The following is a 24,227-nucleotide window of genomic DNA, read 5'->3' as shown; positions in this document are numbered from 1 at the left end:
GGTGAATTGGATGGAAGTGGCAGTAAGGGTTCTGCCGGAAGGTGTTGAACCGGTAGGCAGTATTTTCGATGATTTGGGAACAGGCGGCACAGTTATAGAAGACCCGGCTCTTTCGGACAGCTACAGAGACGCGCCCGCTGACACGCAGGCGCTCGATTTTTCCACAGAGCCACAGGCCTGGCCGCAAGTTAAGGCCTACCTGCCCGTTGACGATCGCCTGGAAGAGCGCCTGCAGAGACTGCGGCAGGCACTGGCAGATCTGCCGCTCCGGGAAAAGCCTGAGCTGAGCACCCGTGAGCTGCCGGAAACCGACTGGGCAACCGCCTGGCAGGCCTACTACAAGCCGGTCGAGGTGGGCCGGAAGCTGGTAGTCAAGCCAAGCTGGGAAGACTACCAAGGATCCGGCGAGAGGTTGATTATAGAGCTTGATCCCGGCATGGCCTTTGGCAGCGGCACGCACGCCACCACCGTGATGTGCATGGAACTGCTGGAGGAATACCTGCGGCCGGGCGACAGAGTTATAGATGTGGGTACCGGTTCCGGCATACTGGCCGTAACTGCGGCCAAATTGGGTGCCGGTTCGGTAAGAGCCGTGGACAACGATCCGGTGGCCGTTCGTGTAGCCCTGGAAAATGCCGAGTTAAACGGCGTAACGGATAAAGTGGAGGTTCTCGAAAGTGATCTGCTGGCCATGCTGGCTCAAGGCGCCGCTCCGGCGGACCTGCTGGCGGCCAACATCATTGCTGACGTAATCATCAAGCTGGCGGCGGATGCAGCCCGTTTTCTGGTTCCCGGCGGAAGATTCATTGCCTCCGGAATTATCAAAGACAGAGACAAGGATGTCAGAACAGCAATCAATAAGGCAGGCTTTACCGTCCGGGAAATCAAACGGGACGGTGAGTGGGTGGCAGTGTTGAGTGTAAGAGAGGCTTGAAAATCAGAGAGATTTTTTCTAAGAGAGCAGTCAAAGCACGACGGCATGCTCTACGATGTAAAAAGCAGTGAGATTCTCTTTTAAAGGGAGGATGTCCAATGACCAGGGTGTATGTACCGCCTACCCGCATAAAGGGTAGGCAGGCTTGCATTACGGGGACGGAAATGGAGCACGTCAACCGCGTTTTGCGCCTGGCAGCCGGAGATGAAGTGACCATAATCGACGGTGAGGGCGGTGTATTTTCAGCCCGTATTACCGGGAAAAATAAAGAAAAAGTCTTCTGCGAAATAACCGCTGAGGGCCTGCCCGATAACGAGCCCCCGGTCAAAATAACCCTGGTTCAGGGACTGCCCAAGTCCGACAAAATGGACTTAATCGTACAGAAAGGCACCGAGCTGGGCCTGTCCACACTCATACCCCTGCAGTGTGAGCGGGCGATAGTCCGCCTGGACGAAAAAAAAGCCGCTCAGCGCCAGGAACGCTGGCAGAGAATTGCCATGGAAGCGGCCAAACAGTGCAAAAGGGGCAAGCACCCGTCGGTAGAGAGAGCCATGAGCTGGCAAGAAGTCTTGGAGTCCCTGCCCGAGAAAGCGCTGTGCCTGCTGCCCTGGGAAGAGGAAACAGCCAGAGGCCTGAAAAGCCTGCGCGATAATCTGGAAGCTAAAGTCCCCCCTTTCGAAATCTATATCTTCATAGGCCCCGAGGGTGGCTTCACCAGGTCGGAAGCAGCACAGGCGCGGCAGTACGGAGTAATCCCCGTCTCCCTGGGTCCCCGCATACTGCGCACAGAAACCGCCGGCATAGCTGTCTTAAGCATAATCATGTACGAGTTCGGCGATTTAGGCGGAACCCCGGCTGACTATAAAAGTTAGGAGAATGTTTTAAAAATAGATTTTTTATCTCGCAAATTGAACTTTGTAAGTACAAATAAAATTTTGAATAAACCCGACTATCAGGGGGCGCTATGTTTATCCCGTTGGAGTGACTGGCGAAGCGCAGGCTAACGGCTCTTAGAAATCCTTTGGGTATCCGAACTTAGAGCCCCGGCAGTGCATACAATAAGTCACTAAAAGGTAAAAATCTCTGGTGTAAGACCATGCAGCAAAGATTTGAGAACCCATGCGCACATCGAGGGGCTCTTAGTTCGGTCCAAAGGATTTCTTAGAGACGTCCTGCGCGCAGCCCTGAACGGAGAGGGGATAAACATAGCGAACCCGTTCTAATAGCCGAAGCAAATCGAAAGCCAGGCTTTTGAATAGAGAGAGTAATGAGACCCATCGCAGCTTAACCTAAGGTAGTGTTTATAATGAAGAGTAAAACAGTAGCGGTAGCCACTCTGGGCTGCAAAGTAAACCAGTATGAAGCAGCAGCCATAGTCTCCCTGTTTCGCAGCAAAGGCTACAGCGAGGTCGATTTCACTGAACCCGCCGGTGTTTATGTTATTAACACCTGTACCGTAACCCACCTGAGCGACCGCAAATCCCGCCAGTTAATTAGACGGGCCGTGAGAACCAATCCCGAAGCGGTGATAGCGGTAACAGGCTGCTATGCCCAGACTTCTCCCGGTGAGCTGATGTCTCTGCCGGAAGTGGATTTGGTGGTAGGTACCTCTGACCGTGATAAAATAGTAGATCTGGTGGAAGCCAGCAGCAAAGCTGAAAAGATCAATGCCGTTGCGGACATAGAAAAAGCCTGTTTTTATGAAGAACTGCCGGCGCCGGCAGGGCAGGGCCGTGTACGGGCATATTTAAAAATTCAGGAGGGCTGCCGCAATTTTTGCAGCTATTGCATTATTCCCTATGCCCGCGGCCCCTTGCGCAGCCGGCAGCCGGAGGCCGTTTTAAATGAAGCGGAATCACTGTTGGCCGCCGGCTTTAAGGAAATCGTGCTGACAGGCATTCAAACCGGTGCCTACGGGGTGGATCTGCCTGCCAAGACCAGCCTGGCGGCTATCGTGGAAAAGCTGCTGCGGATCTCAGGGTTAAGCAGGCTGCGCCTGAGTTCCATAGAGCCTAACGATTTGTCCCCTGAGTTAATTGAGCTTATTCTTCATTCGAAAATATTTTGCCCCCACCTGCATATACCCCTGCAGAGCGGTTCGGACAGGGTTTTAAAGCTGATGAGGCGCCGCTATACGACTGAGGGCTATGCAAAAATATTAAATAACCTGCGCGAGAAAATGCCGAACCTGGCAGTGACCACCGATATTATGGCCGGTTTTCCCGGTGAGACTGAGGAGGATTTTGAGCAGGCCCTGGGTTTTATCAAAGACATGGCCTTTTCCGGCATGCACGTGTTTAAATATTCTCCCCGCCGGGGTACTCCGGCCGCCGGCTTTCCCCAACAGGTGGATGCGCGGGTTAAAGAACAGCGCAGCCGAAGGCTGATAGCTTTAGGGGAGCAGTTGACAGAGAATTACGCGTCTAAATTTGCAGGCCTGACTCTGCCTGTTCTGGCAGAGCAGCCTTTTTCCGGCCGGGGCGGCTGCTGGGAGGGTTTAACCCCTAATTACCTGAGGGTGGTTTTTGCCTGCCTGGAGAACTTAAGCGGCGAGATAATAGATATAAAAATTGAAAAAACGGGCATACAATATCAGACAGGTATAATTATTTAGGTGCCAGGAAGGATTTAGCCAGGTCTTGTTGAATAGAATAATTAATGGTATTTATCTTTGCAGGTCAAGAAAGTCGCTTTAGGCGATTTTCGAGCAGCCAGAGGCACTCGTGCTCAATGGAAATTATGCAGTGCTAACCTTAACTTATCCACAAGTCATTTATAGGCATGATTTCCCAGAGTATAAAATAACCGGGGGGAGGTGGGAAATATGCAGGACTGCGTTTTTTGTAAGATAGTCAAAAAGGAAATTCCGGCTGAAATTATTTATGAGGATAATGACATTATGGTTTTTGTAGATGTTAAGCCGGTTGCTCCTATCCACCTCTTGTTTATTCCTAAGAAACACATTCCGACTGTCATGGATTTGCAGGAAGAGGATGCCGTGCTGGTTGGAAAAATTCAGCTTGTGGCTGCTAAACTGGCCAGGGATTATAACCTTGAGGACAGGGGTTATCGATTAGTCACAAACTGTAAACGTGATGCAGGTCAACTGGTTTATCATATTCATTATCATTTTCTTGCCGGTAGACCCTTCCAATGGCCTCCAGGGTAGTTGACTGATTTCTCCCCTTGTTGTATAATCTAAGTTACGTTTAGAAAATACAGCATATAAGTGGCTGGTTTTGTCTTATGGTTTTGGCGGAGGGAGGGGAAAGATCAATGGCAGAAATCAAGGTGGGTAAAAATGAAACACTGGATAGTGCCCTCCGGCGCTTTAAAAGAACTTGTCAGAAGGCAGGCGTGTTGGCAGAGGCTAGAAAGCACGAGCACTATGAAAAACCCAGTGTCAAGCGTAAAAAGAAATCCGAAGCAGCTAGAAAACTGGCGGCCAGGGCAAGGAAGCGCAAGTTTAACTAAATACCAAACACATTGCAGGTCGTAATGCTGCTCAGGCAGATTTGGAAATATTATAAGCAAAAATAGTATAACATAAAAAAACACCCTAACCTTTCAGGTTAGGGTGTTTTTATGTGCTGGCAAACATCACGAAAGCGGCAAAATCAGCAATAATTTAAGCAAATTCTCAGATTTATCTCAGGGTTTTCTCAGCCACTTCTGATATAATGAATTTATTTCATTTTCAACTTCATATTTATGGAATGCGGTAAGTATACTCTGTAAACGGATTAAACAACGCTTAAAATGCAGTTAAATATTAATATAGCTAAAAGAGTATACGCCGGCGGCAGATTATCGGCTGCTAAGGATATATAAAAACGGTTTTGGCATACAAAATGTAGCCGGTGCTACTGAAGAGCAAACGGCTACTATGGAAGAAGTGTCCGCGTCTTCGGAAGGCCTTTCGCAAATGGCTGCCAGATTGGATTCTCTGGTTGGTAAGTTCAAAGTTTAATTTAGAATTGGCCCTCTGTCTAAGTTTGTTATTTTTGCTCCTGACAGGATAATTTGAGGTTAATTTTCTTGCATCCGGTCTCGGTTTATGCTAAAATTATCACTGGTGTGAAATACACACGTTGTCTGATATTGGGCAGGGTTGGCCTTATTTAAGGTTCTGTCTGTAGATGAAGATGACGGAGGATGATAAAACCGTTCAGGGGGGAGGTGTAATAGTGGGAGTTATATCAATGAAGCAGCTTTTGGAATCAGGTGTGCATTTCGGACACCAAACCCGGCGTTGGAACCCCAAGATGGCCCCTTATATTTTTACTGACCGCAACGGGATCTATATTATAGATTTACAGAAGACCGTGAAAATGGTTGATGTTGCATATAATTTTATCAAAGACCTGGCTCTTAGCGGGGAAACACTTTTATTTGTGGGAACCAAAAAGCAGGCTCAGGAATCAGTAAAAGAAGAAGCAGAAAAATGCGGGATGTTTTACGTTAACCAGCGTTGGTTAGGCGGCATGCTGACAAATTTCCAAACCATCCGTAAGCGTATTGACCGTTTGCACGAGCTGGACAGAATGGAAGCCGACGGTACTTTTAGCTTATTGCCTAAAAAAGAAGTGGCTGAACTGATGCATGAAAAAGAGAGGCTGCAGAAGTTTTTAGGCGGTATTAAGGAAATGAAGCGTTTGCCTGCGGCACTGTTTGTCGTAGATCCGCGTAAAGAACGCATTGCCGTAGCCGAGGCCCGCAAGCTGGGCATTCCTATTGTAGCAATTGTTGATACAAACTGTGATCCGGATGAAATCGACTATATTATTCCTGGTAATGATGATGCCATTCGGGCAGTTCGTCTTTTAACCAGTAAAATGGCGGAAGCTGTTTTAGAAGGTAAGCAAGGAGAACAAATTTCCGAGTAGATAGACATGGGTGGGGGCTTATTTTCTGAAATGGGTTGCCCCACCTTTTTATATCTGTCGCCATAGAATATTTCAGAAATAAAACTGATTGCTTTTTAGTTTGTTTGTTGTATGGTTGTTTTGGTTATAATAACATAAAGGCTTCTAGAAAAACATGGATTTTTGAGGAGGGCTGACCATGGCAATTTCTGCCGGGATGGTTAAGGAATTACGTGAAAAAACAGGCGCTGGTATGATGGATTGTAAAAAAGCGCTTACGGAATCAGACGGGGATATGGAAAAAGCGATCGTTTACCTGCGTGAAAAAGGTTTGGCTGCTGCAGCTAAGAAATCCGGCCGTATTACTGCTGAAGGTGTGGTGGAGTCTTATATTCACGGTGGCGGTCGTATCGGCGTGCTGGTAGAAATAAATTGTGAGACTGATTTTGTGGCTAAAACTGATGAGTTTAAGGAGTTTGCCAAAGACATTGCTATGCAGATTGCTGCTGCGCGTCCTGAATATGTGGCTTCGGAAGAGATTTCACCCGAGGTAATTGAGAAGGAAAAGGAAATCCTGAGAAACCAGGCACTGAATGAGGGCAAGCCGGAAAAGATCGTTGACAAAATGGTGGAAGGCCGCGTGCAAAAATTCTTTAAGGATGTTTGCTTGTTAGAACAGGCTTTTATTAAAAATCCTGATATGACAGTAAAGCAGCTGCTAAATGAGAAAATATCTAAAATAGGTGAGAACATCAGCATTCGCCGTTTTACCAGATATGAACTGGGCGAAGGGATTCAGAAAAAAGAAGATGATTTCGCCGCTGAGGTAGCAAAGTTTAGTCAGAAATAGTTTTTGTAAAAAATAATTAAACTTAAAAGGAATTTGTTGACTGCTTGTAGAATAAAAGCTTTAAAAGACTGGAGGTAACTGCCCTTTATGACAGTTCCCAAGTATAAGCGGGTTATTTTAAAACTTAGCGGTGAGGCTTTGGCAGGGTCAAAGGGATATGGTATAGATCCAGTAGTTGTTAGTTCTATTGCCGTTCAGATAAAAGATATAATTGATTTGCGTGTGGAATTAGCGGTTGTGGTGGGTGGCGGCAATATCTGGCGTGGTGTTGCCGGCAGTACCAAGGGTATGGACCGGGCAACTGCCGATTACATGGGAATGCTGGCTACTGTTATGAATTCTCTGGCTCTGCAGGACGCTCTGGAAAAAGAAGGGGTTGATTCCAGGGTGCAGACTGCTATTGAAATGAGGGAAGTGGCTGAACCTTACATAAGACGCCGTGCTATCAGGCATCTGGAAAAAGGCCGGGTGGTTATTTTTGCCGCCGGTACCGGTAATCCTTATTTCTCAACAGATACAACCGCAGCACTAAGAGCGGCGGAAATTGAGGCTGATGTTATTTTAATGGCCAAACGTGTTGACGGGGTATATGATTCAGATCCGCTGAAAAACCCTGAGGCTAAAAAGTTTTTGGAACTAAACTATATTGATATGTTGAATTTGGGCCTGGGTGTGATGGATTCAACCGCTGCGTCTTTGTGTATGGATAATTGTATTCCCCTGATTGTTTTTGATTTGACTCAGGTAGGCAATATAAAACGGGCTGTTTCAGGTGAAAAAGTTGGTACTTATATTGGGGGGGATTTGAATGTATAAGGAAATTCTTGAAGATGCTGAAGACAGTATGAAGAAAACTGTTGAGGTAGTCAAGAAAGATTTTGCTTCCTTGAGAGCGGGCAGGGCTACACCCGGTTTGCTTGACAAAATAAATGTAGATTACTATGGAACCCCAACCCCTGTTAATCAATTGGCCAATGTTTCTGTTCCGGAAGCGAGGCTCTTGGTTATCCAACCCTGGGATAAAAGTGTTATACCTGCTCTGGAAAAGGCCATTTTAAAGTCGGATCTGGGGATTACCCCTAACAGTGACGGTGTTGTTATTCGCTTGGCTGTTCCGCAGCTGACGGAAGAAAGAAGAAAAGATCTGGTTAAGGTGGTTAAGAAGAAGGCTGAAGAAGGCAGAGTGGCTGTGCGCAATATCAGGCGCGATGCCAATGACCTGTTGAAAAGTGAGCAAAAAGACGGTAATATCACTGAAGATGACTCGCGCAGAGCACAGGATGAGGTTCAGAAACTTACCGATAAGTATATAAAGGATATTGACCAACTTATGGCGAATAAAGAAAAAGAAATTATGCAAGTTTAGCTGCTATGACAGTTGGCCAGGCAAATGAAAATATTTTGGATTATATCGGTTGGGAACTTGATAAGGCTTTAGAGAAAATCAAGGAAAATGGTTGGCAAATCGAAGTGAGTATTTCCTACCCGGTGAAAGGCAAGCCTGCCGGACCGGCGAGGATTATTCGTCTAAACAGGATTACTGAAAAAAAAGCAGCAATTATCGCAGCTCATCAAGTTTTAGGGGAGGGAGGTGACTGAGTTTGTCATATAGAATCACCGAAGCGTGTGAGGCTTGTGGTACTTGTAAGGATGCTTGTCCCAACGATGCAATAATTGAAGGCGATATATATAAAATAGATGCTGAAAAATGTGCTGAATGTGGTGCCTGTGTTGAAGAATGTCCTACCGGAGCCATTGTTGAAGAGTAAAGTATAAACCCCCTCGATCCCGGAGGGGGTTTAGTAGTATTATATACTCTAGGAAATTATGCTTCTAATGGATTTTTGATCAGGTTTTTGCGGAGGTGCAGGGTTATGCTGAATAATTTTTTAAAACTATGGCGAGGTAAGGGATCCGGGTTACCTGTGACTGCCGATGAAGAAGCTTTGATTGCGTCTATTGACCCTGCCCGTTTGCCAAAACATATAGCTATTATTATGGATGGTAATGGACGCTGGGCTAAGAAAAGAGGGTTGCCCAGGGCGCTGGGGCATCGTGCCGGTGTGGACGCATTGCGGAATATTGTTAAGCTGTGTCGCCAGTTGGAGATTGAGTATCTTACCTGTTATGCTTTTTCTACGGAAAATTGGAAACGGCCCCCTAAGGAAGTAACCGCTTTAATGAACTTGCTGGTGGAATTTTTGCAGAAAGAGATTGATGAGCTTTGCGCCAATTATGTCCGGGTTAGCAGTATAGGGCGGACTGAAGAGCTGCCGCCTGCCGCTCAAAAGGCTTTGCAGATGGCTGTAAATAAGAGCAGTAATAATAATGGATTGATTTTGAATTTGGCCCTTAATTACGGAGGAAGAGCCGAGCTGGTGGAAGCAGTTCGGCAGCTGGCCCGTGAGGTTAAGCAGGGGCTGGTTGATCCGGAGGCAATTGATGAAAATACGATAGGTCGTTACCTTTATACATCGGAACTGCCTGATCCTGATTTGTTGATTCGTACATCCGGTGACTTCAGAATAAGTAATTTCCTTTTGTGGCAGCTCGCTTATACTGAGTTTTGGTTGACTCCGGTTTTATGGCCGGATTTCAAACCTCTGCATTTGCTTAATGCAATTGTGGATTACCAGAACCGCGAAAGAAGATTTGGCGGGATTAAGGATTTTTAGGCAGGTGAAGATGTGCTCTGGAAGAGGATTTTAAGCGGTCTGGTCGGCATACCTTTTATGCTGCTGGTTGTTTGGTACGGCCAGGTTCCGCTTTTGGTATTAACCGCTTTTATTATGTTTTGCGGTTATTATGAAATTAATGATATTTTGCCGGGCAACCGTAAGGCTGCGCGTTTTGGATTAATGCTTTTGGGTGGATTAATGCTTCTGGCTGATGCTTTTTTTTATCACGGAAGTATTACGGGTTTGGTTTTGGTAGGTGTTTTGCTGCTTAATTTGCTGGCTGTGGTTTTATTGTACCCTGATTTTTCACCGTCGGATGGTGCGGCGAGTTTATACGGCACGTTTTATGTGGGCTTGATTACCTATTTATATCTTTTAAGAGTTTTGCCGGACGGTGTGGCCTGGTTGATTTTTGCTTTGTTGAATACTTGGGCCGCTGATACAGGCGCTTATTTTATCGGCAAGACCTGGGGCAGGCGTAAGCTGGCACCTAATTTGAGCCCGAAAAAAACTATGGAGGGTGCCGTGGGAGGAATTGTTTCCTGTTTGCTGGTGAGTACTGTTTTTCATTTTTATTTTTCCGAGCCCGCGCTGGTTAAACTTTTGGTATTAAGCGTATTGGTGGCTTTAGCCGGTTTGCTTGGTGATTTGATCGAGTCGGTAATGAAGAGACAGGCCGGTCTTAAGGATTCAGGGAAGCTGATTCCCGGACACGGCGGAGTTCTGGATCGCTTTGACAGCTTTCTGTTGATTGCACCGCTGGTATATTACTATGTAAACCTGACTATACTAGGTTGAGGTGAATACGGTGCCCAGGTATGTTAAGTTGATTATGCTTGCCGCATTGGTTGCGCTGGCCCTGTGGATTATTTTTTTAGCCGGGGAAAAGGTGCTGCCTGGTTCGGTTTTAATTATAAAATACATATTAACTATGTTATTGCCTTTTATTCTGGCGGTGATTGTCAGTGTTTTGCTGGAACCTCTGGTAAGTTTTTTTCAGCTAAGAATGAGATTTTCGCGAGGCATGGCAGTGACTTCCGCCATGGTTATAATTATCGGGGGAGCCGGTACCTTGCTGGTTTTGCTCGTCTTGCAATTGGTTGCTGAATTAATTGAGCTGTCTGCTTCTTTGGATTTGTACATGAGAAACGGCAGAATGATCATGGAGAGTTTGGTTGACAGGGGTATTAATATCTATGGCAACTTGCCTCCCACTGCGGTTAATTACTTGCAGACTTCGGTTGCTTCACTGGCTGATAATCTGAAGCTTTTTGCCTCCAAGCTGATTAACGCGTTTTTGCACATGGTTTACGGAATACCTGGCATAATATTGGTGGGAATAGTAAGTTTGCTGGCTGCTTTTTTTATCAGCAAAGACAGGGACACTATTTTCAGGTTGTGGAGACGGTGTGTTCCGGCTCCCTGGGGCGAGCGGTCTATTGATGTCAGCAGAGAGGTTTCTCGGGCTTTTATGGCCTATATCCGTTCTCAGCTTATACTGGTTACCATTACTATGGTACAATGTATAGCAGGACTTTATATAATAGGGATAGACTATGCTCTAACAATTGGATTAACGGTGGGTTTTTTTGATTTAATTCCGGTACTGGGTCCTGGCTCAGTCTTTATACCCTGGATTGCCTGGTCTTTATTTACGGGGGATTACGGCCTGGGAATTAAGCTCAGTATTTTGTTTGCTCTGATTTTGCTGGTACGCCAGCTGTTGGAGGCTAAAATAGTTTCTGCCAATTTGGGTCTGCACCCTTTGGCCACCCTGCTGGCTATTTATGTAGGCTTAAAAGTTTTCGGCGTGCTGGGCTTGATTTTGGGCCCCATGGCGCTGATTGCGCTTCAGGCTGGATATAAGGCGGGACGGGATGTTCGCAAATTTAATTGATTATAAGAGGTAAGTGATGAATAAAAAAATTGCTGTTTTGGGAAGTACCGGTTCTATTGGCAGGCAAACTTTGCAAATAGCGGAAAGCTGTCCCGGTCAGCTTGAGGTGGTTGGTCTGGCGGCAGGTAGAAACTGGCCGCTTCTGGTTGAGCAGGTGAAAAAATTTCGGCCGGCAGTTGTAGCTGTGGCGGGAGAAACAGAAGCGGTTCAATTGAGAGCCGGTCTGGGCGCTGAATATAAGGTGGAGATTTATACAGGTGCAGAGGGTTTGGAGGTTATCGCCTCGTTATCTGAGGTTGATACTGTGGTCACCGCGGTAACAGGTACTGTTGGGCTGTCCCCGACTGTTGCAGCCATTAAGGCCGGCAAGCATATAGCTTTGGCCAATAAAGAGACACTGGTGGCGGCCGGGGAGTTGGTCATGCAGTTGGCTGATAGCCACGGGATAAGTATTTTGCCGGTGGACAGTGAACATTCGGCTATCTGGCAGTGTTTGAACGGTGAAAAGCGAGCTGCTTTGCAAAAGATAATTTTAACTGCCTCGGGCGGCCCTTTTCGGGAAAAGAGCTTCGGAGAGCTGGCGGCAGTCACGGTAGAAATGGCTTTAGCCCATCCTAACTGGTCTATGGGTAAGAAAATTACTGTTGATTCGGCGACTTTGATGAATAAAGGGCTGGAGGTGATAGAGGCCCACTGGCTGTATGATGTTGCCTATGAGTCTATTCAGGTGGTTATTCACCCTCAGAGTATTATACACTCTATGGTTGAATTTGTTGACGGCTCGGTTATAGCCCAGTTGGGTTTGCCTGATATGAGGTTGCCTATTCAGTATGCTTTATCCTATCCTGACAGGTGGGAGTCTAAATTGCCGCGCCTGGACTTCAAGAATCAGTTTGGGTTGACCTTTGAGCAGCCTGATTTTGAGCGTTTTCCCTGTTTGGGCCTGGCTTTTGCCGCAGGCCGGGCCGGCGGCACTATGCCGGCCGTGCTCAATGCAGCCAATGAGACTGCGGTTGCCGCATTTTTGGAGAAACGCTTATCCTATCAAGGCATTGCTTCCCTGGTAGATGAAGTTATGAATTTACACCGGGTAATCAAACATCCTGATCTTGAAACTGTATTGCAGGTAGATATCTGGGCGCGTCGTCAGGCAGCACGACTGATTGGAAAACTTTAGTTATTACCTTTGTGAGGTGATGAAATGTCCACATTTTTTGCGTCCGTATTTGTCTTTGCTATGTTGATATTTTTTCATGAGCTGGGGCACTTTGCTGTAGCAAAATTAGCAGGTATTAAGGTTCATGAATTCAGTGTGGGCTTCGGCCCCAAGCTTTTTGGCAAACTACACGGTGAAACTACTTATAACCTGAGACTTTTGCCGCTGGGAGGTTTTGTCCGTATGGCCGGCATGGATCCTGCGGATGAAGCGGATTATGCTGATGAGAGGGCTTTTAACAAGAAATCCATCCTCCAGCGTATGGCGGTAATCTTTGCCGGGCCGCTGATGAATTTTTTTCTGGCAGCTCTGCTTTTGGCCTTTATATTTATGGCTCAGGGTTATCCCGCCGGTACCACCACCGGTGTGGATAAGGTGCTGCCCGGTTATCCGGCGGAAAAGATTGGCCTGGTATCGGGCGATAAAATTGTGGCTATTGATGGCCGCAGCATGGATAGCTGGGAGCAGGTGGCTGAATATATTAACCAGCGCCCGGATAAGCAAATTGTTATTACGGTAGAAAGAGATGCGGCCAAGCGCAGCTTTGATATAGTTCCGGTTAAAGATGAAAGCGGTCATGGCAAGATCGGCATTTATCCCGCACAGGAAATGAAGAAGATGGGTTTTTTTACCGCTCTCTATTCCGGTGCTGAGTATACAGTTAAGGCAACCTGGTTTATAATTAGTTTTATTGGCAAGATGTTTGTGCATGAAGCTCCTGTTGATTTAGGCGGGCCGGTCAGGGTTGTTTGGGAAATCGGTCAGGCGGCTAATACTGGCTTTTACCACCTGCTGCAGCTTGCTGCTTTCCTGAGTATTAACCTGGGTCTTTTTAACTTGTTTCCTATTCCTGCCTTAGACGGCAGCAGGGTGGTTTTCTTGTTCTGGGAAGCGCTGCGCGGCAAACCGGTGGATCCCTCCAGGGAGAGCTTTATTCACCTGGTTGGTTTTGTCCTGCTGCTGGTTTTGATGGTGGTCATTACTTATAATGATTTGTTGAATTTATTGTAACGGAAGGGAATAAAGATGAGGCGAAGGAAAACCAGGGTTATCCGGGTTGGTCAGGTGGCAGTCGGCGGTGACGCGCCGGTCAGTGTGCAGTCCATGACCAACACGGATACCAGAGACGCTGCGGCAACTGCCAGGCAGATCAGGGAGCTGGCTCTGGCCGGGTGTGAAATTGTGCGGGTGGCAGTGCCGGATGAGCAGGCGGCGGTCGCTTTAAAGGAAATCAAGAACGGTATTAACGTGCCCTTGATTGCGGATATTCATTTTGATTATAAGCTGGCCCTGCAGGCTATCCGGGCAGGTGTAGACGGACTGCGCATCAATCCGGGCAATATTGGCAGCAGGTCTAAAGTGGCCGAGGTGGTCAGGGCTGCCGGGGACGCTCAGGTTCCTATCAGAATCGGGGTCAATGCCGGTTCATTGGAAAAAGAGCTGTTGGATAAGTATGGAAATATAACAGCTCAGGCTATGGTGGAAAGCGCTCTCGGTCATATCGGCATTTTAGAAGATTTAAATTTCAGTGATATAAAGATCTCTTTAAAGGCCTCAGACATTCCTTTAATGCTGGAGGCCTATCGCCTTTTGGCCGACCGGGTGGACTATCCTTTTCATATAGGTGTAACCGAGGCGGGTACTTTGCGCTCCGGTATTGTCAAGTCAGCTGTGGGCATCGGGGCACTGCTGGCTGAAGGTATCGGTGATACGCTCAGGGTTTCACTGACAGGGGACCCACTGCACGAGGTAAAGACTGGCTATGAGATTCTAAAGGCTTTGGGCCTGCGCCAGAGAGGCATTGAATTTATTTCCTGTCCCACCTGCGGGCGGACTCAGATTGATTTAATTCGTATTGCCAATGAGGTGGAGGACAGGCTGCAGTTTGTAGATAAGCCGCTCAAGGTGGCGGTGATGGGCTGTTCGGTCAACGGTCCCGGTGAGGCGCGGGAGGCCGATATTGGGATTGCCGGTGGCAGGGGGGCCGGGTTATTGTTTAAAAAAGGCCGGACTGTGCGAAAGATTGAGGAAGCGGATTTGGTGGAAGAGCTTATTAAAGAAGTAGAAAATATGTTGGAAAATTATTAAAGCTTTGTTAGGGGAGAAAATTATGAGAGCATCTCAACTGCTTATCCCGACTTTGCGGGAGACGCCGGCGGAAGCGGAAGTAATCAGCCATAAGCTGCTTTTGCGGGCCGGTTATATCAGGAGATCGGCGGCAGGTGTCTATACTTACCTGCCGCTGGCGCAAAGAGTATTGAGTAAAATAAAAAGGATTGTGCGAGAGGAAATGGACAGGCAGGGCGGGCAGGAGATACTGATGCCTATTATGCAGCCGGCCGAGTTATGGCAGGAATCGGGCCGCTGGGATGTCTACGGGCCGGAATTGTTTCGCTTGAAGGATAGGCATGGCCGGGACTTTGCCCTGGGACCTACCCATGAGGAAATTATCACTGCTCTGGTGAAAAGTGAGCTGTCCTCTTACAAGCAACTGCCTTTATTGCTTTACCAAATACAGAACAAATACCGGGATGAGCGCCGTCCCCGTTTTGGATTGCTTAGGGGCCGGGAATTTATTATGAAGGATCTGTATTCTTTTGATGCTGATGAGGCGGGCCTGGATATAACTTACCGCAAGATGTATGATGCCTATGTACGTATTTTTCAGCGCTGTGGTCTCAGATTCCGGCCGGTGGAAGCCGATTCCGGGGCTATCGGCGGCAGCGATACGCATGAGTTCATGGTTTTGGCCGAGTCGGGAGAGGCTCTGGTAGTTTTTTGCCAGAACGAAAACTGCAGTTACGCAGCCAATGTGGAAAAGGCCCAGTCCTCAGAACTGCCAAAACCCGTTGCTGAGCTGCTGCCCCTGGAAGAAGCGCATACACCCGGGCAAAAAACTATTGCCCAGATTTCGAAATATCTTGGCCTGCCGGAATCCGGCCTGATTAAAACTCTCTTTTACGAAACTGAAAGTGAGGTAGTTGCGGCGCTGGTGCGCGGTGACCATGATGTAAATGAGATTAAATTGCAGCGGGTAATAGATTGCGCCAGGCTGGAACTGGCCTCGGAAGCTATTGTGACTAAACTAACCGGGGCGCCGTTGGGTTTTGCCGGTCCTATTGGTCTGAAAAATGTGCTGGTGATTGCCGATTATGAAGTATCGGTTATGGTTAATGCCGTAACAGGTGCCAATAAGGCTGACTACCATTATAAGAATGTATGTCCGGGCAGGGATTTTAAAGCCGGCAAAATCGCTGATATTCGTTTTGTCAAAGCCGGGGAGCCTTGTCCCGTCTGCGGCGGTGTGCTGGCTGAGGCGAAAGGTATTGAAGTGGGACAAGTATTTAAATTGGGCGATAAATACAGCAAGTCCCTGGAGGCTACTTTCCAGGACGAAAACGGCAAAACGCGCCACTATGTTATGGGTTGTTACGGTATCGGTGTGAGCCGCACAATGGCTGCCGCTATCGAGCAGCATAACGACCTAAACGGTATTACCTGGCCGGCAGCCATTGCCCCCTTCCATCTGGTCATAGTGCCGGTAAACGTAAAGGATCAGGCACTGATGGATATATCGGAAGTATTGTACCGCAGCTTCCTTGAGTCCGGTGTGGAGGTCGTTCTGGATGACCGCCCCGAGCGTCCTGGTGTAAAGTTCAAAGACGCCGATTTGGTAGGCTACCCGCTGCGCCTGACTGTAGGCAAAAAGTTTTTAGAAGAAGGTTTGTTGGAGCTTCGGGAGAGAAGGTCAGGCAAAACTCATTTTCTGAAAGAAGAAGAGATTCTGTCTTTCATCAAGGATTTCATTAAAAGTGGAATGGCTTTATAGTGATTGTAATTATAAGTTTTTCTAAGAAATAAAAGCCATTAAATTATTATCACAATTATAGTTTTTATAGAACTTATACTATATCTATCAGAAACGGTATTGGCTCTTTTTATCAAGTGCTATAAAGGTTGTGAGTATCTGAATAGTCTTAGCCGAAGTTTTGCTTTTCTAGCTCAAAAATACAAAAAGACAAAACGATGCCTGTATTTACCATTCTCAAAGGTTTAAAAATAGACTAAAATGCAAAAGTAGTAACCTAAAAAACACGAAGAATCCAGCTATAGCTGGATTCTTCGTGTTTTCAATCAAAACTTGGGTTAGTGAAAATGGTATTGAAAGGATAATTCAATTTGGTGACCTTGTTTTATTAATAAACAGTAAATCTTTTATTGCGCTGGCCTTGGATTTTGTCATCAAAACCGTTTCCGTAGTGTTTCTCATAAATACCTTGAATGTTTTTTTACCACAGGGCTGAATCTCTTTTATCATATTTAAATTTATAATATAACCTCTATGGCAACGGAAAAAGGAATCTCCATTTAATTTGTTATTCAGCAATTCTAATGTTTCTGAGGTTTTAATAATACCGCCTATGAAGTGTATGGTTGTAAAACGTGCATCTCTTGTTATAAATATAATGTCCTTTAAATTTATAAATATATTCTTTCCGTATTCCTTTACCACTATTATTGATTCACGGATTTCAGACCTTGCTTTATCGCTGAATATATCATTAGGCTTATTTTCTGTACCAAACCAAAATTTAATGCGCTCAATGGTTTTGTATATTCGATTAATTCTATAAGGTTTTATTAAGTAATCAAAAGCATATACTTCAAATGCTTCGTGAGTGTAGTTTTCATATGCGGTTGCAAATATGATAATAGTCATGGGCATAATAATACGAATTTCCTGAGCTATCTCCAGGCCATCCTTTTGAGGCATAGCAATATCCAGAAAAACGATCTGGGGTTCCAGTTTTTTTACTAAACGGAGTGTTTCTAGACCGTTATGTGCTTCGCCAACAACTTTTACATCAGGTAATTCTAACAGGATAGATCTAAGAATTTTGCACATAACCGGATCATCATCTGCCAATAAAACCGTAATTTCCATTAACTAGCTTCCTTATATCTACGAGTTTTGGGGTGGTTTTGGCTGATACCAGAATACTGAGCTAGCTGGTTTAATACCAATACCAGCTACAAACAAAGCACTAAAAACGATTGGGGATAAAAGTATATTTTTAAATTTGAGCATCTCTTAGACACCTCCTTTCATAACAGTAATTTTTACTTTTGATAGCATTGCGTCAATTTTTTGAATTGCTTTGTAGCCAAGAGGAGTATAGCTGAAAGTCTGAATTAGTAATCCCAGCAAACCTGCAATTATTATGGATAGTTGTAAGTGCAAGCTATAACAAAATACAATAGCCAACCAGCTAATCAGCAATAAAACGGTAAGTATTTTAAAAATAAGTGATTCGTTAGAATTGATTATTCTGAATGGCACTTTTCCAGGTGCCCATAGAAAAGCACTGGTAAGCATCAGAAAAAAACAGGGCAATAATATTAATATAAATTGAAGTTCGTCTAAAGCCTTATCCAAAAATATAGCTACCTTGCCAGCAGAAAGGTAGATAATTGTACTACAAAACAGGCATCTTAAATAAGTGTTACAGTGTGCACCGCCGCTCACCAGTCGCAACGAAATGCTGCAAATGAGAACTGCAGAAACCTCATGAAGTATACCCCAATAGTAAGCTATCGAAAAAAGGGTTATTCCTTTTATCATTGCGCCCAGAATAATTTCCAAACCATACCGTACGGTATCAGTCTCATTTGGATTACATGCTGTAATTTCGGTTAAATATCTGGCTATTTTATCTGACAGGTTATAGAGACTCAGCAAATATATCACCTCTTTGGTATAAAAATGGATAAGGTTGTATTTTTGTTATTTGAAAACGCTGTTATAGTTCCATTGTATTGTTTTACTATTTCCTCAACGATAGACAACCCTAAACCGGGTCGCCCCTCCTTTGTTGAAAATTGAGGTTTGAATATTTCATTGATAATTTCTGGTTTAATTAATTTACCTTGGTTAGTTACTTCAAAACAGAATCCCTCAGAGTTACGGGTTAGCTCAATAGTTATATTGCGTTTCTCAACATTGATAATATTGGTTGCCTCCATAGCGTTATCGATAAGGTTACCAAGTATGGAGTTAGTTTCCTCGAAACTAAGTGGTAAATCCTTTAAACTATTCTCAATTATTATTTCGAGATTAATGTTATTTTTCTTTGCCAAGCCGATTTTTGTATATAGCATAGCACTTACCTCAGGGGTATCTGTCTTAATAAGTTCTTCATGTGTACTTATATGGGAAAATATTTTTCTGATGTAATCCCTGGCCTCCAGTTGAAAACCAGTTTCGAGGAGACCGTATACCGCCTGAAGATGGTGATTGAAGTCATGGCGTTTTTTGCGGATGGTGTAGACCAATTCTTCTATAAGGGATAGTGTTTTTTTTGTTTTTTTTGCTTTATGCTGTATATCGATCATTCCTGCAATATTTTTCAATATTATTACCAATAAGCATATTAATACAGTAATTCCAAGAACAATGAAAGTTGAGAATATATTTATAAATGAGTCCTTGAGTAAAACTGATCGAAAAAAAACAAAAGTATTACTTAACATCGCTAATAAGCAAATTGATAAAAGAATTAAAGTAATCGGTAAGAAGTATTCCTTATTAAAATTATTATTACCGAAATTATTTTTCTTCATTAATGCAACTGATACCTGTGTCTTTTTTCTCTCCAAGTATGACATAATATTGATGTTAAAGTGTCGACACAATAATATAATCATTAAAAGTAATCCTGTTTCTGGGATAAAAAAATAAATTCTCATAATGGGGTGATTGAGAATTTCTGCAATCGTGTAACCGGTTATCTTTAATAACTGCGGAACATATAATGCCTCTATTAGAGCTATAGTAGTAAACCCTAGTAAGCCTACCAGCGATGAAACAAAAACTTTCAAATGGGTCACTAAATGAATTATTAGAATAAAGACTAAAAGTAGTAATATAGTGTGCAGGCCGAAAGATAATTTAGATGCCCTTACAATATAGGAAGCAAATGTCTGGAATATGCCTATTAGTAATAATTGCCGCAGGTGTGGCTGGAAGTTTATTAAGGTAAAGCCTAACGCCGCCAATAAAACGGCTTCCGGCAGGGAGACAAGTAAGAGTTGCAAAATGCTCATATGATCCAGCATAAATATTATTCTCCTTACGTTTTTTAAATAAAATACCTGCTTATTATGTCCAATAGGGTCATTGGGAGTCTAAAAAGGTCATGTTTGCCATCCTACACTAGTCTAATGAATATAACCTTGTTTATTGCGTAATAAGAATAGTCTCTTTAGGAGAACGGAAACCGCATTTGTATTCATCTACTATTCTTCATACATATTTTCTACAATAATAAAATAAATCCTTCCATATATGGTCGGATTATTGAATTATTTCTTGAAGATGCTTATAAATAATAGACAGTAGGGATTTCCTCCCTGCTCCTCCTAAGGGTTTGTATTTCATTTAGCTTCTTTGCACTGCGAAGCTGATTTTCTGAAAAATGGAATCACGATAACATAGATAATAAAAAAAATAGACGGTAGTATTAAATAAATTCCAAACTTTTGTAAAAAAAATAATATTGAAACAGCAGTAAACAATCCAATAATTTTGGAATATATTGTATCGCTTTCTTTAATATAAGCTACGACTGTTAATAAATACAAAATTAGAAATACGCAGTTTACCTGTTTAATTGATAGGGTTATAAATTCCTGTCCAATAAAAAAAATTAACACAAGTGCAAGAGTATATAAAAATAATAACCCATGAAGTGCATAATAAGGCGTAAAATTATTGTTTAACTTGGCAAAAATACTGGGGAGAATATTTTTTCGTCCCGCATCAAAAACTAATCTTGAAGGTCCCCATACCCAGGCGTTAATATTTATAAGCATTATAAGAACAGCAATAATTGCTACAGCAATACCAGAATAAGAACCCATTGCAACATGAGCTGCTTCAGCCAAAGGCGCGCTAATTGTTGTAGGATTATTTGTATCTAAAGATATAATTACACCTGCGCTCAAACCCAGGTAAAGAAACATCATAATAAGATAACTGAAAATAATTACATAATTAAAATCGCATTTTATATTTTTGTACTCTTCAGTAGTAAAAGATAAATTTTCCCAACCAAGAAAAGCCCAAAATACAAGTGTCATTCCAGACCATATCTTTTTAATATCATCCTCTGAGAAATTTATTATTACTTTTTGAAAAAATTTTTCACTAGAACCAGATAGTGTTGCTAAAATTATTATAAAAAGCAGAAATAATAAAAGTATAGAAGTTACACCTTGAATTTTTAATGATATTTTTGTGTCAAAAGTATTTATTACTGTAAAAATAAAAAGAAGAATCCACGCTATAAAAATATTATAATTAGCATTGAAGTTGCCAATATAACAAACATAATTCGCACCGATTACGGCAACAATAGGTACCAACATAATTAAGGACAAGATTATTGCGTAAGTAATAGCTAAACCAATTTTATCACCTAGTATAAGATAAACTAAATTAACCAGTCCACCCGCAGAAGGATATTTAATCATTATTCTTGAGAATACGAAAAGGAATGGGATTATGAGTAATCCCATTCCCAACCAGCAATAAAATGAATGTACACCTACTTGATAATAAGTAATTCCGGGAAGTATCATAAGTCCTGAACCAAGTACGGAACCAACAACCAGTCCCACGGATTTTCCGACATTTAACGTTTTACGTAAAGTATTAGGGCACTGTTCTTGTAGATTTAACATAGTATGCTTTCCACCACTTCCAAATTTAGTAGTTTAAACATTACCTTTAATGATATCCGTAGCATTCTTGCCTACACGAGTTAGACATTTCTTAACACTGCTATGAAATTTATCTTTATCATGCGGGGTATGAGTACCCATAACCAGTTTGATGTCAGGGTAAACTGCTGATATAACATCAACATATTTATTTATAAACGGACATAAGTTTACCATGCAATAGCTAAAGTGAATAGCGTCAACACGAAAACTTGCAATGGCATCGACTTTTCGTAATATTTTTTCGGGAAAGATTGCAGTTGGGCAACCGGCACAAGAAATAATACCTATCAGTTCCAGGGATTCTTCTTTACTATAGCTATTAAAAAAACCTTTTCTCTTTCTCATGTCTCCCAAGCAAACTACAGCTGCACAATCCAACTCTCCAGCTATATTTGAGCAATTTATAATACCGATACGTGACAAAGATAAAACCTCCTTTGTTATAAGAAACTAATTATAGCCGTGGATTATACTAATCCGCCACCATAGATTAAAGCCCCCCTGTTAAAAGTATCATTTCCGGCCATAATATCAGGTATTAATTCGATTAGTTCCAGTTCCATTGCTTTGGATAAACATTCCTCTATGTGGTTTTTAGCTTGCGCCTGAGAGATATTCTCCAATTTCTGAATAAGGCTTGAAATCTCGTCTACAGTATGGTAGCCATCAAGATGATACAAGATTTGATAATTAACTGGTGTTAATTTTATGCAGTTTAGATACATGTCTGTTTTTCTTTTCTCAGGTGGTAGGTAAGGATTATATAAAATGCCCCCTTCCCCAGTTTTAAAAACTTGTACACCACGACGTCGCCTGTATTTATCTCCTATAGAAAAGGTACCACCTGTTCTGAATATATAATTGCATACTACCATACACTCAATAATTTCTTCTCTTGTTAAATGTTTCGTTTCATGTGTAGGTTCGTCAAGCTGTGACCAGCGACTCAGATTTCTGTCGGTAATATTTAAACCGTATTTTTCTGGATCAAAGTAGTATACTGTTCCGGGATATGGTTTAAAGCTAAAAACACCTATTGCATCAGGTTGTAATCTCGAAAGGAAGTTTATTGTGAGCAATTCATCCCTTAACGTGCTTAAGGGCATTCCAAACATTACAAAAGCAAGTGCCCTTATTCCATGTTTTTTAACTGTAGCAAAAGTATTTTGAATTTTATCGGATAAGTCTGATTTTCCAATTTGCTCTAAGGTATTTTGAGAAACAGTCTCTATTCCAAAGGCGATAATCTCACACCCCGCAAGTTTCATCCAGTAAAGAGTCTCTTCGTCTATATGATCAATTCGAGACATGCAAGGCCAAGTTATATCAAATTTATTATTAACAATTTCCCGACAGACCTCTATAACTAAAGGTTTATTGTTAAGAAAAACATCATCAACAAAATAAAATTTTCTGAAACCTGCTTTATATGCTTGTTCAATCTCACTAATTATCTGAACACAATCACGATAGCGAACATGCTTTTTTATGAAAGAAGAAGTGCAATAAGGACAGGCGTTTGTGCAGCCACGGCTTAGTTCAAGTATATATCTTTCTCTTCTGGCAACATAAAGAGGAGTAGGGATTAAGTCTATAGCTGGTAATGGTACTGTACTTAGGTCTACCGGAATAGGACCCCCAATTTTAATTACATCGTTATTCTTACGGTAAGCTAATCCTTCTATGTTTTCGTACTCTTGATTTAATAAAACGTTACTCACTAATTTTAATAAAGGAACTTCCCCTTCACCCATAACTACTATATCAATATCGTGACAGGTGTTAAGAGCTTCTTCAGGCATATATGATACATATGTGCCTCCAACTGTTACTATAATGTTATTGGAAAACTCCTTTACTATTTTAGCAACTTTACAGACTATGGGAAAACTATAGCTGGATCTGTTTAATATACCAACTATTCTCGGTTCTAGTTTCTGTAAGGTGGGGGCTATTGATTCGAAATCAAGTTCTTCAATAGGCATATCTAGTATTCTAACACTGTAGTTATTTTCTCTGAGAACGGCAGCTAGTAAAGCTAGATTTCGAGGAGGATCAATTAATTTATATTTGAAAGGTGGCAATAGTCTAAAGGGAGGGTTTATCAAAAGAACATCCAAGCTCAAAATAATCACCTCTGTTTGGTAAATTAGTGTACATTCGAAAAGTCTTGAAGCCTTAAAACTAAAGGCTTTATTTTTTGCCTTTTTAGCTTCACCTCAAAAAACCATAAGTTTTGGATTGTGGCTAAATATTATATATTAGCTATTATAGGCGATATTTATCATCCTATTTTAGCCATATAACGGCTTATACGTGTTTTTTGTCACTTGACAAATTCGAAATCGCCCCATAATGGACATTAGAAGATATTTCCTATAAATAGTCCTTTGGGAGTAGTTTTATGTTAGTTGTCAAGTATGTTCATGAGCAGTATCAAGATTTTGTTCAGACTTTCTAACCCGTTATTATATTTCGACCGGTCAGTATATTACTCTCTTAACCAGGTCTTCTCTAATTACTAAACTGTGGACTGCTGATCTTACCGGCATTGTTATGCTTATTAAAAGCCAGTATTCAAGCTCTAATCGGGGAGCTCCCCCCAAAGATCCGGTTGCCATGTTTCGCTCGCTTATCCTTATGACACTTACGGGTGAAACCAGCATTGCCAAGTGGGTGGATACTTTAAAGTCCGATCCCGTTTATGCTATTTTGTCTGGTTTTTTGCCTGCTTGCTTTTCTTCCGGCAAAGTTAGCGATATTCCGGCGGATCCTATTCCGGGTGTTGGTACTTTTTATGATTTTATGGATAGGCTGATCCGTAAAGACCGCATTCTTTACAAATCCAAACTGCGTAAGTCTAAGCGCAAGCCTAAAGAGAAGCAAAAGAAAAATAAGAAAATGGATTCTTCAAAGCCCGGCGTGGTTAATCGCTTGGTGGATAGAGTCTTAAAGTATAAATAACTCCAAACTTCCTGATAATCTGGAAACTACTTTAAATCA

26 protein-coding genes are annotated in these 24,227 nt (G+C 43.0%); 19 read left to right on the top strand and 7 right to left on the bottom strand.

The genetic code is table 11. From position 1 onward, the window contains the following. Nucleotide 1 precedes the first annotated feature (1 nt). From prmA to DTOX_RS15530, 18 genes are all read left to right on the top strand, one after another. A complete protein-coding gene (gene prmA, locus DTOX_RS15615) occupies nucleotides 2-934 on the top strand; it encodes a 50S ribosomal protein L11 methyltransferase (RefSeq protein ID WP_042315964.1) in 933 nt (310 codons plus the stop codon). 98 nt (nucleotides 935-1,032) lie between these two features. Next, on the top strand, nucleotides 1,033-1,806 hold the full coding sequence (locus DTOX_RS15610; RefSeq protein ID WP_015758650.1) for a 16S rRNA (uracil(1498)-N(3))-methyltransferase: 774 nt from the start codon (nucleotides 1,033-1,035) through the stop codon (nucleotides 1,804-1,806). Between the two features lie 434 nt (nucleotides 1,807-2,240). Then, nucleotides 2,241-3,548 carry a tRNA (N(6)-L-threonylcarbamoyladenosine(37)-C(2))-methylthiotransferase MtaB gene (mtaB, locus tag DTOX_RS15605; RefSeq protein WP_015758649.1) on the top strand — a complete coding sequence of 436 codons (1,308 nt, stop codon included), beginning with the start codon at nucleotides 2,241-2,243 and terminating at the stop codon, nucleotides 3,546-3,548. Between the two features lie 210 nt (nucleotides 3,549-3,758). After that, nucleotides 3,759-4,103 carry a histidine triad nucleotide-binding protein gene (locus DTOX_RS15600; RefSeq protein ID WP_015758648.1) on the top strand — a complete coding sequence of 115 codons (345 nt, stop codon included), beginning with the start codon at nucleotides 3,759-3,761 and terminating at the stop codon, nucleotides 4,101-4,103. 107 nt (nucleotides 4,104-4,210) lie between these two features. Next, nucleotides 4,211-4,408, top strand: a complete 198-nt coding sequence (rpsU, locus tag DTOX_RS15595) for a 30S ribosomal protein S21 (RefSeq protein ID WP_015758647.1) — start codon at nucleotides 4,211-4,213, stop codon at nucleotides 4,406-4,408. Between the two features lie 713 nt (nucleotides 4,409-5,121). Further along, nucleotides 5,122-5,820 carry a 30S ribosomal protein S2 gene (rpsB, locus tag DTOX_RS15590; protein WP_042317343.1) on the top strand — a complete coding sequence of 233 codons (699 nt, stop codon included), beginning with the start codon at nucleotides 5,122-5,124 and terminating at the stop codon, nucleotides 5,818-5,820. Nucleotides 5,821-5,998: 178 nt separating this feature from the next. After that, nucleotides 5,999-6,649, top strand: a complete 651-nt coding sequence (gene tsf, locus DTOX_RS15585; protein ID WP_015758645.1) for a translation elongation factor Ts — start codon at nucleotides 5,999-6,001, stop codon at nucleotides 6,647-6,649. Nucleotides 6,650-6,736: 87 nt separating this feature from the next. After that, entirely contained in the window at nucleotides 6,737-7,465 is a 729-nt protein-coding gene (gene pyrH, locus DTOX_RS15580) for a UMP kinase (protein ID WP_015758644.1), read from the top strand. Further along, entirely contained in the window at nucleotides 7,458-8,015 is a 558-nt protein-coding gene (frr, locus tag DTOX_RS15575; RefSeq protein ID WP_015758643.1) for a ribosome recycling factor, read from the top strand. The genes pyrH and frr overlap by 8 nt, the downstream gene beginning before the upstream one ends. Before the next feature lie 5 nt (nucleotides 8,016-8,020). Next, on the top strand, nucleotides 8,021-8,248 hold the full coding sequence (locus tag DTOX_RS15570) for a hypothetical protein (protein ID WP_042315960.1): 228 nt from the start codon (nucleotides 8,021-8,023) through the stop codon (nucleotides 8,246-8,248). Between the two features lie 2 nt (nucleotides 8,249-8,250). Then, nucleotides 8,251-8,418: a DUF362 domain-containing protein gene (locus DTOX_RS15565; protein ID WP_015758642.1), complete on the top strand. Its 168-nt coding sequence runs from the start codon at nucleotides 8,251-8,253 to the stop codon at nucleotides 8,416-8,418. Nucleotides 8,419-8,523: 105 nt separating this feature from the next. Further along, on the top strand, nucleotides 8,524-9,324 hold the full coding sequence (locus DTOX_RS15560) for an isoprenyl transferase (protein ID WP_015758641.1): 801 nt from the start codon (nucleotides 8,524-8,526) through the stop codon (nucleotides 9,322-9,324). A 12-nt stretch (nucleotides 9,325-9,336) separates the two neighbouring features. Continuing rightward, a complete protein-coding gene (locus tag DTOX_RS15555) occupies nucleotides 9,337-10,125 on the top strand; it encodes a phosphatidate cytidylyltransferase (protein ID WP_015758640.1) in 789 nt (262 codons plus the stop codon). 10 nt (nucleotides 10,126-10,135) lie between these two features. After that, a complete protein-coding gene (gene ytvI, locus DTOX_RS15550) occupies nucleotides 10,136-11,224 on the top strand; it encodes a sporulation integral membrane protein YtvI (RefSeq protein ID WP_015758639.1) in 1,089 nt (362 codons plus the stop codon). Nucleotides 11,225-11,240: 16 nt separating this feature from the next. Beyond that, the gene (locus tag DTOX_RS15545; RefSeq protein WP_015758638.1) at nucleotides 11,241-12,401 is read left to right on the top strand and encodes a 1-deoxy-D-xylulose-5-phosphate reductoisomerase; all 1,161 of its coding nucleotides are present in this window, start codon (nucleotides 11,241-11,243) and stop codon (nucleotides 12,399-12,401) included. A 24-nt stretch (nucleotides 12,402-12,425) separates the two neighbouring features. Beyond that, entirely contained in the window at nucleotides 12,426-13,451 is a 1,026-nt protein-coding gene (gene rseP, locus DTOX_RS15540) for an RIP metalloprotease RseP (RefSeq protein ID WP_015758637.1), read from the top strand. 15 nt (nucleotides 13,452-13,466) lie between these two features. Then, nucleotides 13,467-14,528 carry a flavodoxin-dependent (E)-4-hydroxy-3-methylbut-2-enyl-diphosphate synthase gene (gene ispG, locus DTOX_RS15535; protein WP_015758636.1) on the top strand — a complete coding sequence of 354 codons (1,062 nt, stop codon included), beginning with the start codon at nucleotides 13,467-13,469 and terminating at the stop codon, nucleotides 14,526-14,528. A 22-nt stretch (nucleotides 14,529-14,550) separates the two neighbouring features. Next, the gene (locus DTOX_RS15530) at nucleotides 14,551-16,269 is read left to right on the top strand and encodes a proline--tRNA ligase (protein ID WP_015758635.1); all 1,719 of its coding nucleotides are present in this window, start codon (nucleotides 14,551-14,553) and stop codon (nucleotides 16,267-16,269) included. A gap of 345 nt (nucleotides 16,270-16,614) precedes the next feature. Here DTOX_RS15530 and DTOX_RS15525 read toward each other — a convergent pair whose 3' ends face one another. From DTOX_RS15525 to DTOX_RS15500, 7 genes are all read right to left on the bottom strand, one after another. Beyond that, nucleotides 16,615-17,385 carry a LytR/AlgR family response regulator transcription factor gene (locus tag DTOX_RS15525; RefSeq protein WP_015758634.1) on the bottom strand — a complete coding sequence of 257 codons (771 nt, stop codon included), beginning with the start codon at nucleotides 17,383-17,385 and terminating at the stop codon, nucleotides 16,615-16,617. Between the two features lie 18 nt (nucleotides 17,386-17,403). Then, a complete protein-coding gene (locus DTOX_RS22405) occupies nucleotides 17,404-17,529 on the bottom strand; it encodes a cyclic lactone autoinducer peptide (RefSeq protein WP_083773468.1) in 126 nt (41 codons plus the stop codon). Nucleotides 17,530-17,532: 3 nt separating this feature from the next. Then, nucleotides 17,533-18,189 carry an accessory gene regulator ArgB-like protein gene (locus DTOX_RS15520; RefSeq protein WP_242652447.1) on the bottom strand — a complete coding sequence of 219 codons (657 nt, stop codon included), beginning with the start codon at nucleotides 18,187-18,189 and terminating at the stop codon, nucleotides 17,533-17,535. Beyond that, nucleotides 18,186-19,556, bottom strand: coding sequence for an ATP-binding protein (locus DTOX_RS15515; protein WP_015758632.1), 1,371 nt, complete (start codon nucleotides 19,554-19,556; stop codon nucleotides 18,186-18,188). The genes DTOX_RS15520 and DTOX_RS15515 overlap by 4 nt, the downstream gene beginning before the upstream one ends. A gap of 318 nt (nucleotides 19,557-19,874) precedes the next feature. After that, nucleotides 19,875-21,182: an APC family permease gene (locus DTOX_RS15510; RefSeq protein WP_015758631.1), complete on the bottom strand. Its 1,308-nt coding sequence runs from the start codon at nucleotides 21,180-21,182 to the stop codon at nucleotides 19,875-19,877. Between the two features lie 33 nt (nucleotides 21,183-21,215). Then, a complete protein-coding gene (locus DTOX_RS15505; protein WP_015758630.1) occupies nucleotides 21,216-21,647 on the bottom strand; it encodes a CGGC domain-containing protein in 432 nt (143 codons plus the stop codon). Nucleotides 21,648-21,691: 44 nt separating this feature from the next. Next, nucleotides 21,692-23,350, bottom strand: coding sequence for a B12-binding domain-containing radical SAM protein (locus DTOX_RS15500; RefSeq protein WP_015758629.1), 1,659 nt, complete (start codon nucleotides 23,348-23,350; stop codon nucleotides 21,692-21,694). Between the two features lie 430 nt (nucleotides 23,351-23,780). Between DTOX_RS15500 and DTOX_RS24495 the strand changes: the two genes are divergently transcribed. Continuing rightward, nucleotides 23,781-24,188, top strand: a complete 408-nt coding sequence (locus DTOX_RS24495; RefSeq protein ID WP_015758628.1) for a transposase — start codon at nucleotides 23,781-23,783, stop codon at nucleotides 24,186-24,188. The last annotated feature ends 39 nt before the right edge of the window (nucleotides 24,189-24,227 follow it).

The sequence above is a fragment of the Desulfofarcimen acetoxidans DSM 771 genome, assembly GCF_000024205.1.
GTDB classification, from domain to species: Bacteria; Bacillota; Desulfotomaculia; order Desulfotomaculales; family Desulfofarciminaceae; genus Desulfofarcimen; species Desulfofarcimen acetoxidans.
This window is presented reverse-complemented; position numbering and strand designations above follow the sequence as displayed.

Bases quoted from the DNA above. Each gene is read 5' to 3' on its own strand.
- DTOX_RS15610 (WP_015758650.1), top strand. From the start codon at position 1,033: ATGACCAGGGTGTATGTACCGCCTACCCGCATAAAGGGTAGGCAGGCT.
- mtaB (WP_015758649.1), top strand. From the start codon at position 2,241: ATGAAGAGTAAAACAGTAGCGGTAGCCACTCTGGGCTGCAAAGTAAAC.
- DTOX_RS15600 (WP_015758648.1), top strand. From the start codon at position 3,759: ATGCAGGACTGCGTTTTTTGTAAGATAGTCAAAAAGGAAATTCCGGCT.
- rpsU (WP_015758647.1), top strand. From the start codon at position 4,211: ATGGCAGAAATCAAGGTGGGTAAAAATGAAACACTGGATAGTGCCCTC.
- tsf (WP_015758645.1), top strand. From the start codon at position 5,999: ATGGCAATTTCTGCCGGGATGGTTAAGGAATTACGTGAAAAAACAGGC.
- pyrH (WP_015758644.1), top strand. From the start codon at position 6,737: ATGACAGTTCCCAAGTATAAGCGGGTTATTTTAAAACTTAGCGGTGAG.
- frr (WP_015758643.1), top strand. From the start codon at position 7,458: ATGTATAAGGAAATTCTTGAAGATGCTGAAGACAGTATGAAGAAAACT.
- DTOX_RS15570 (WP_042315960.1), top strand. From the start codon at position 8,021: ATGACAGTTGGCCAGGCAAATGAAAATATTTTGGATTATATCGGTTGG.
- DTOX_RS15560 (WP_015758641.1), top strand. From the start codon at position 8,524: ATGCTGAATAATTTTTTAAAACTATGGCGAGGTAAGGGATCCGGGTTA.
- DTOX_RS15545 (WP_015758638.1), top strand. From the start codon at position 11,241: ATGAATAAAAAAATTGCTGTTTTGGGAAGTACCGGTTCTATTGGCAGG.
- rseP (WP_015758637.1), top strand. From the start codon at position 12,426: ATGTCCACATTTTTTGCGTCCGTATTTGTCTTTGCTATGTTGATATTT.
- ispG (WP_015758636.1), top strand. From the start codon at position 13,467: ATGAGGCGAAGGAAAACCAGGGTTATCCGGGTTGGTCAGGTGGCAGTC.
- DTOX_RS15530 (WP_015758635.1), top strand. From the start codon at position 14,551: ATGAGAGCATCTCAACTGCTTATCCCGACTTTGCGGGAGACGCCGGCG.
- DTOX_RS15525 (WP_015758634.1), bottom strand. From the start codon at position 17,385: ATGGAAATTACGGTTTTATTGGCAGATGATGATCCGGTTATGTGCAAA.
- DTOX_RS22405 (WP_083773468.1), bottom strand. From the start codon at position 17,529: ATGCTCAAATTTAAAAATATACTTTTATCCCCAATCGTTTTTAGTGCT.
- DTOX_RS15515 (WP_015758632.1), bottom strand. From the start codon at position 19,556: ATGCTGGATCATATGAGCATTTTGCAACTCTTACTTGTCTCCCTGCCG.
- DTOX_RS15510 (WP_015758631.1), bottom strand. From the start codon at position 21,182: ATGTTAAATCTACAAGAACAGTGCCCTAATACTTTACGTAAAACGTTA.
- DTOX_RS24495 (WP_015758628.1), top strand. From the start codon at position 23,781: ATGCTTATTAAAAGCCAGTATTCAAGCTCTAATCGGGGAGCTCCCCCC.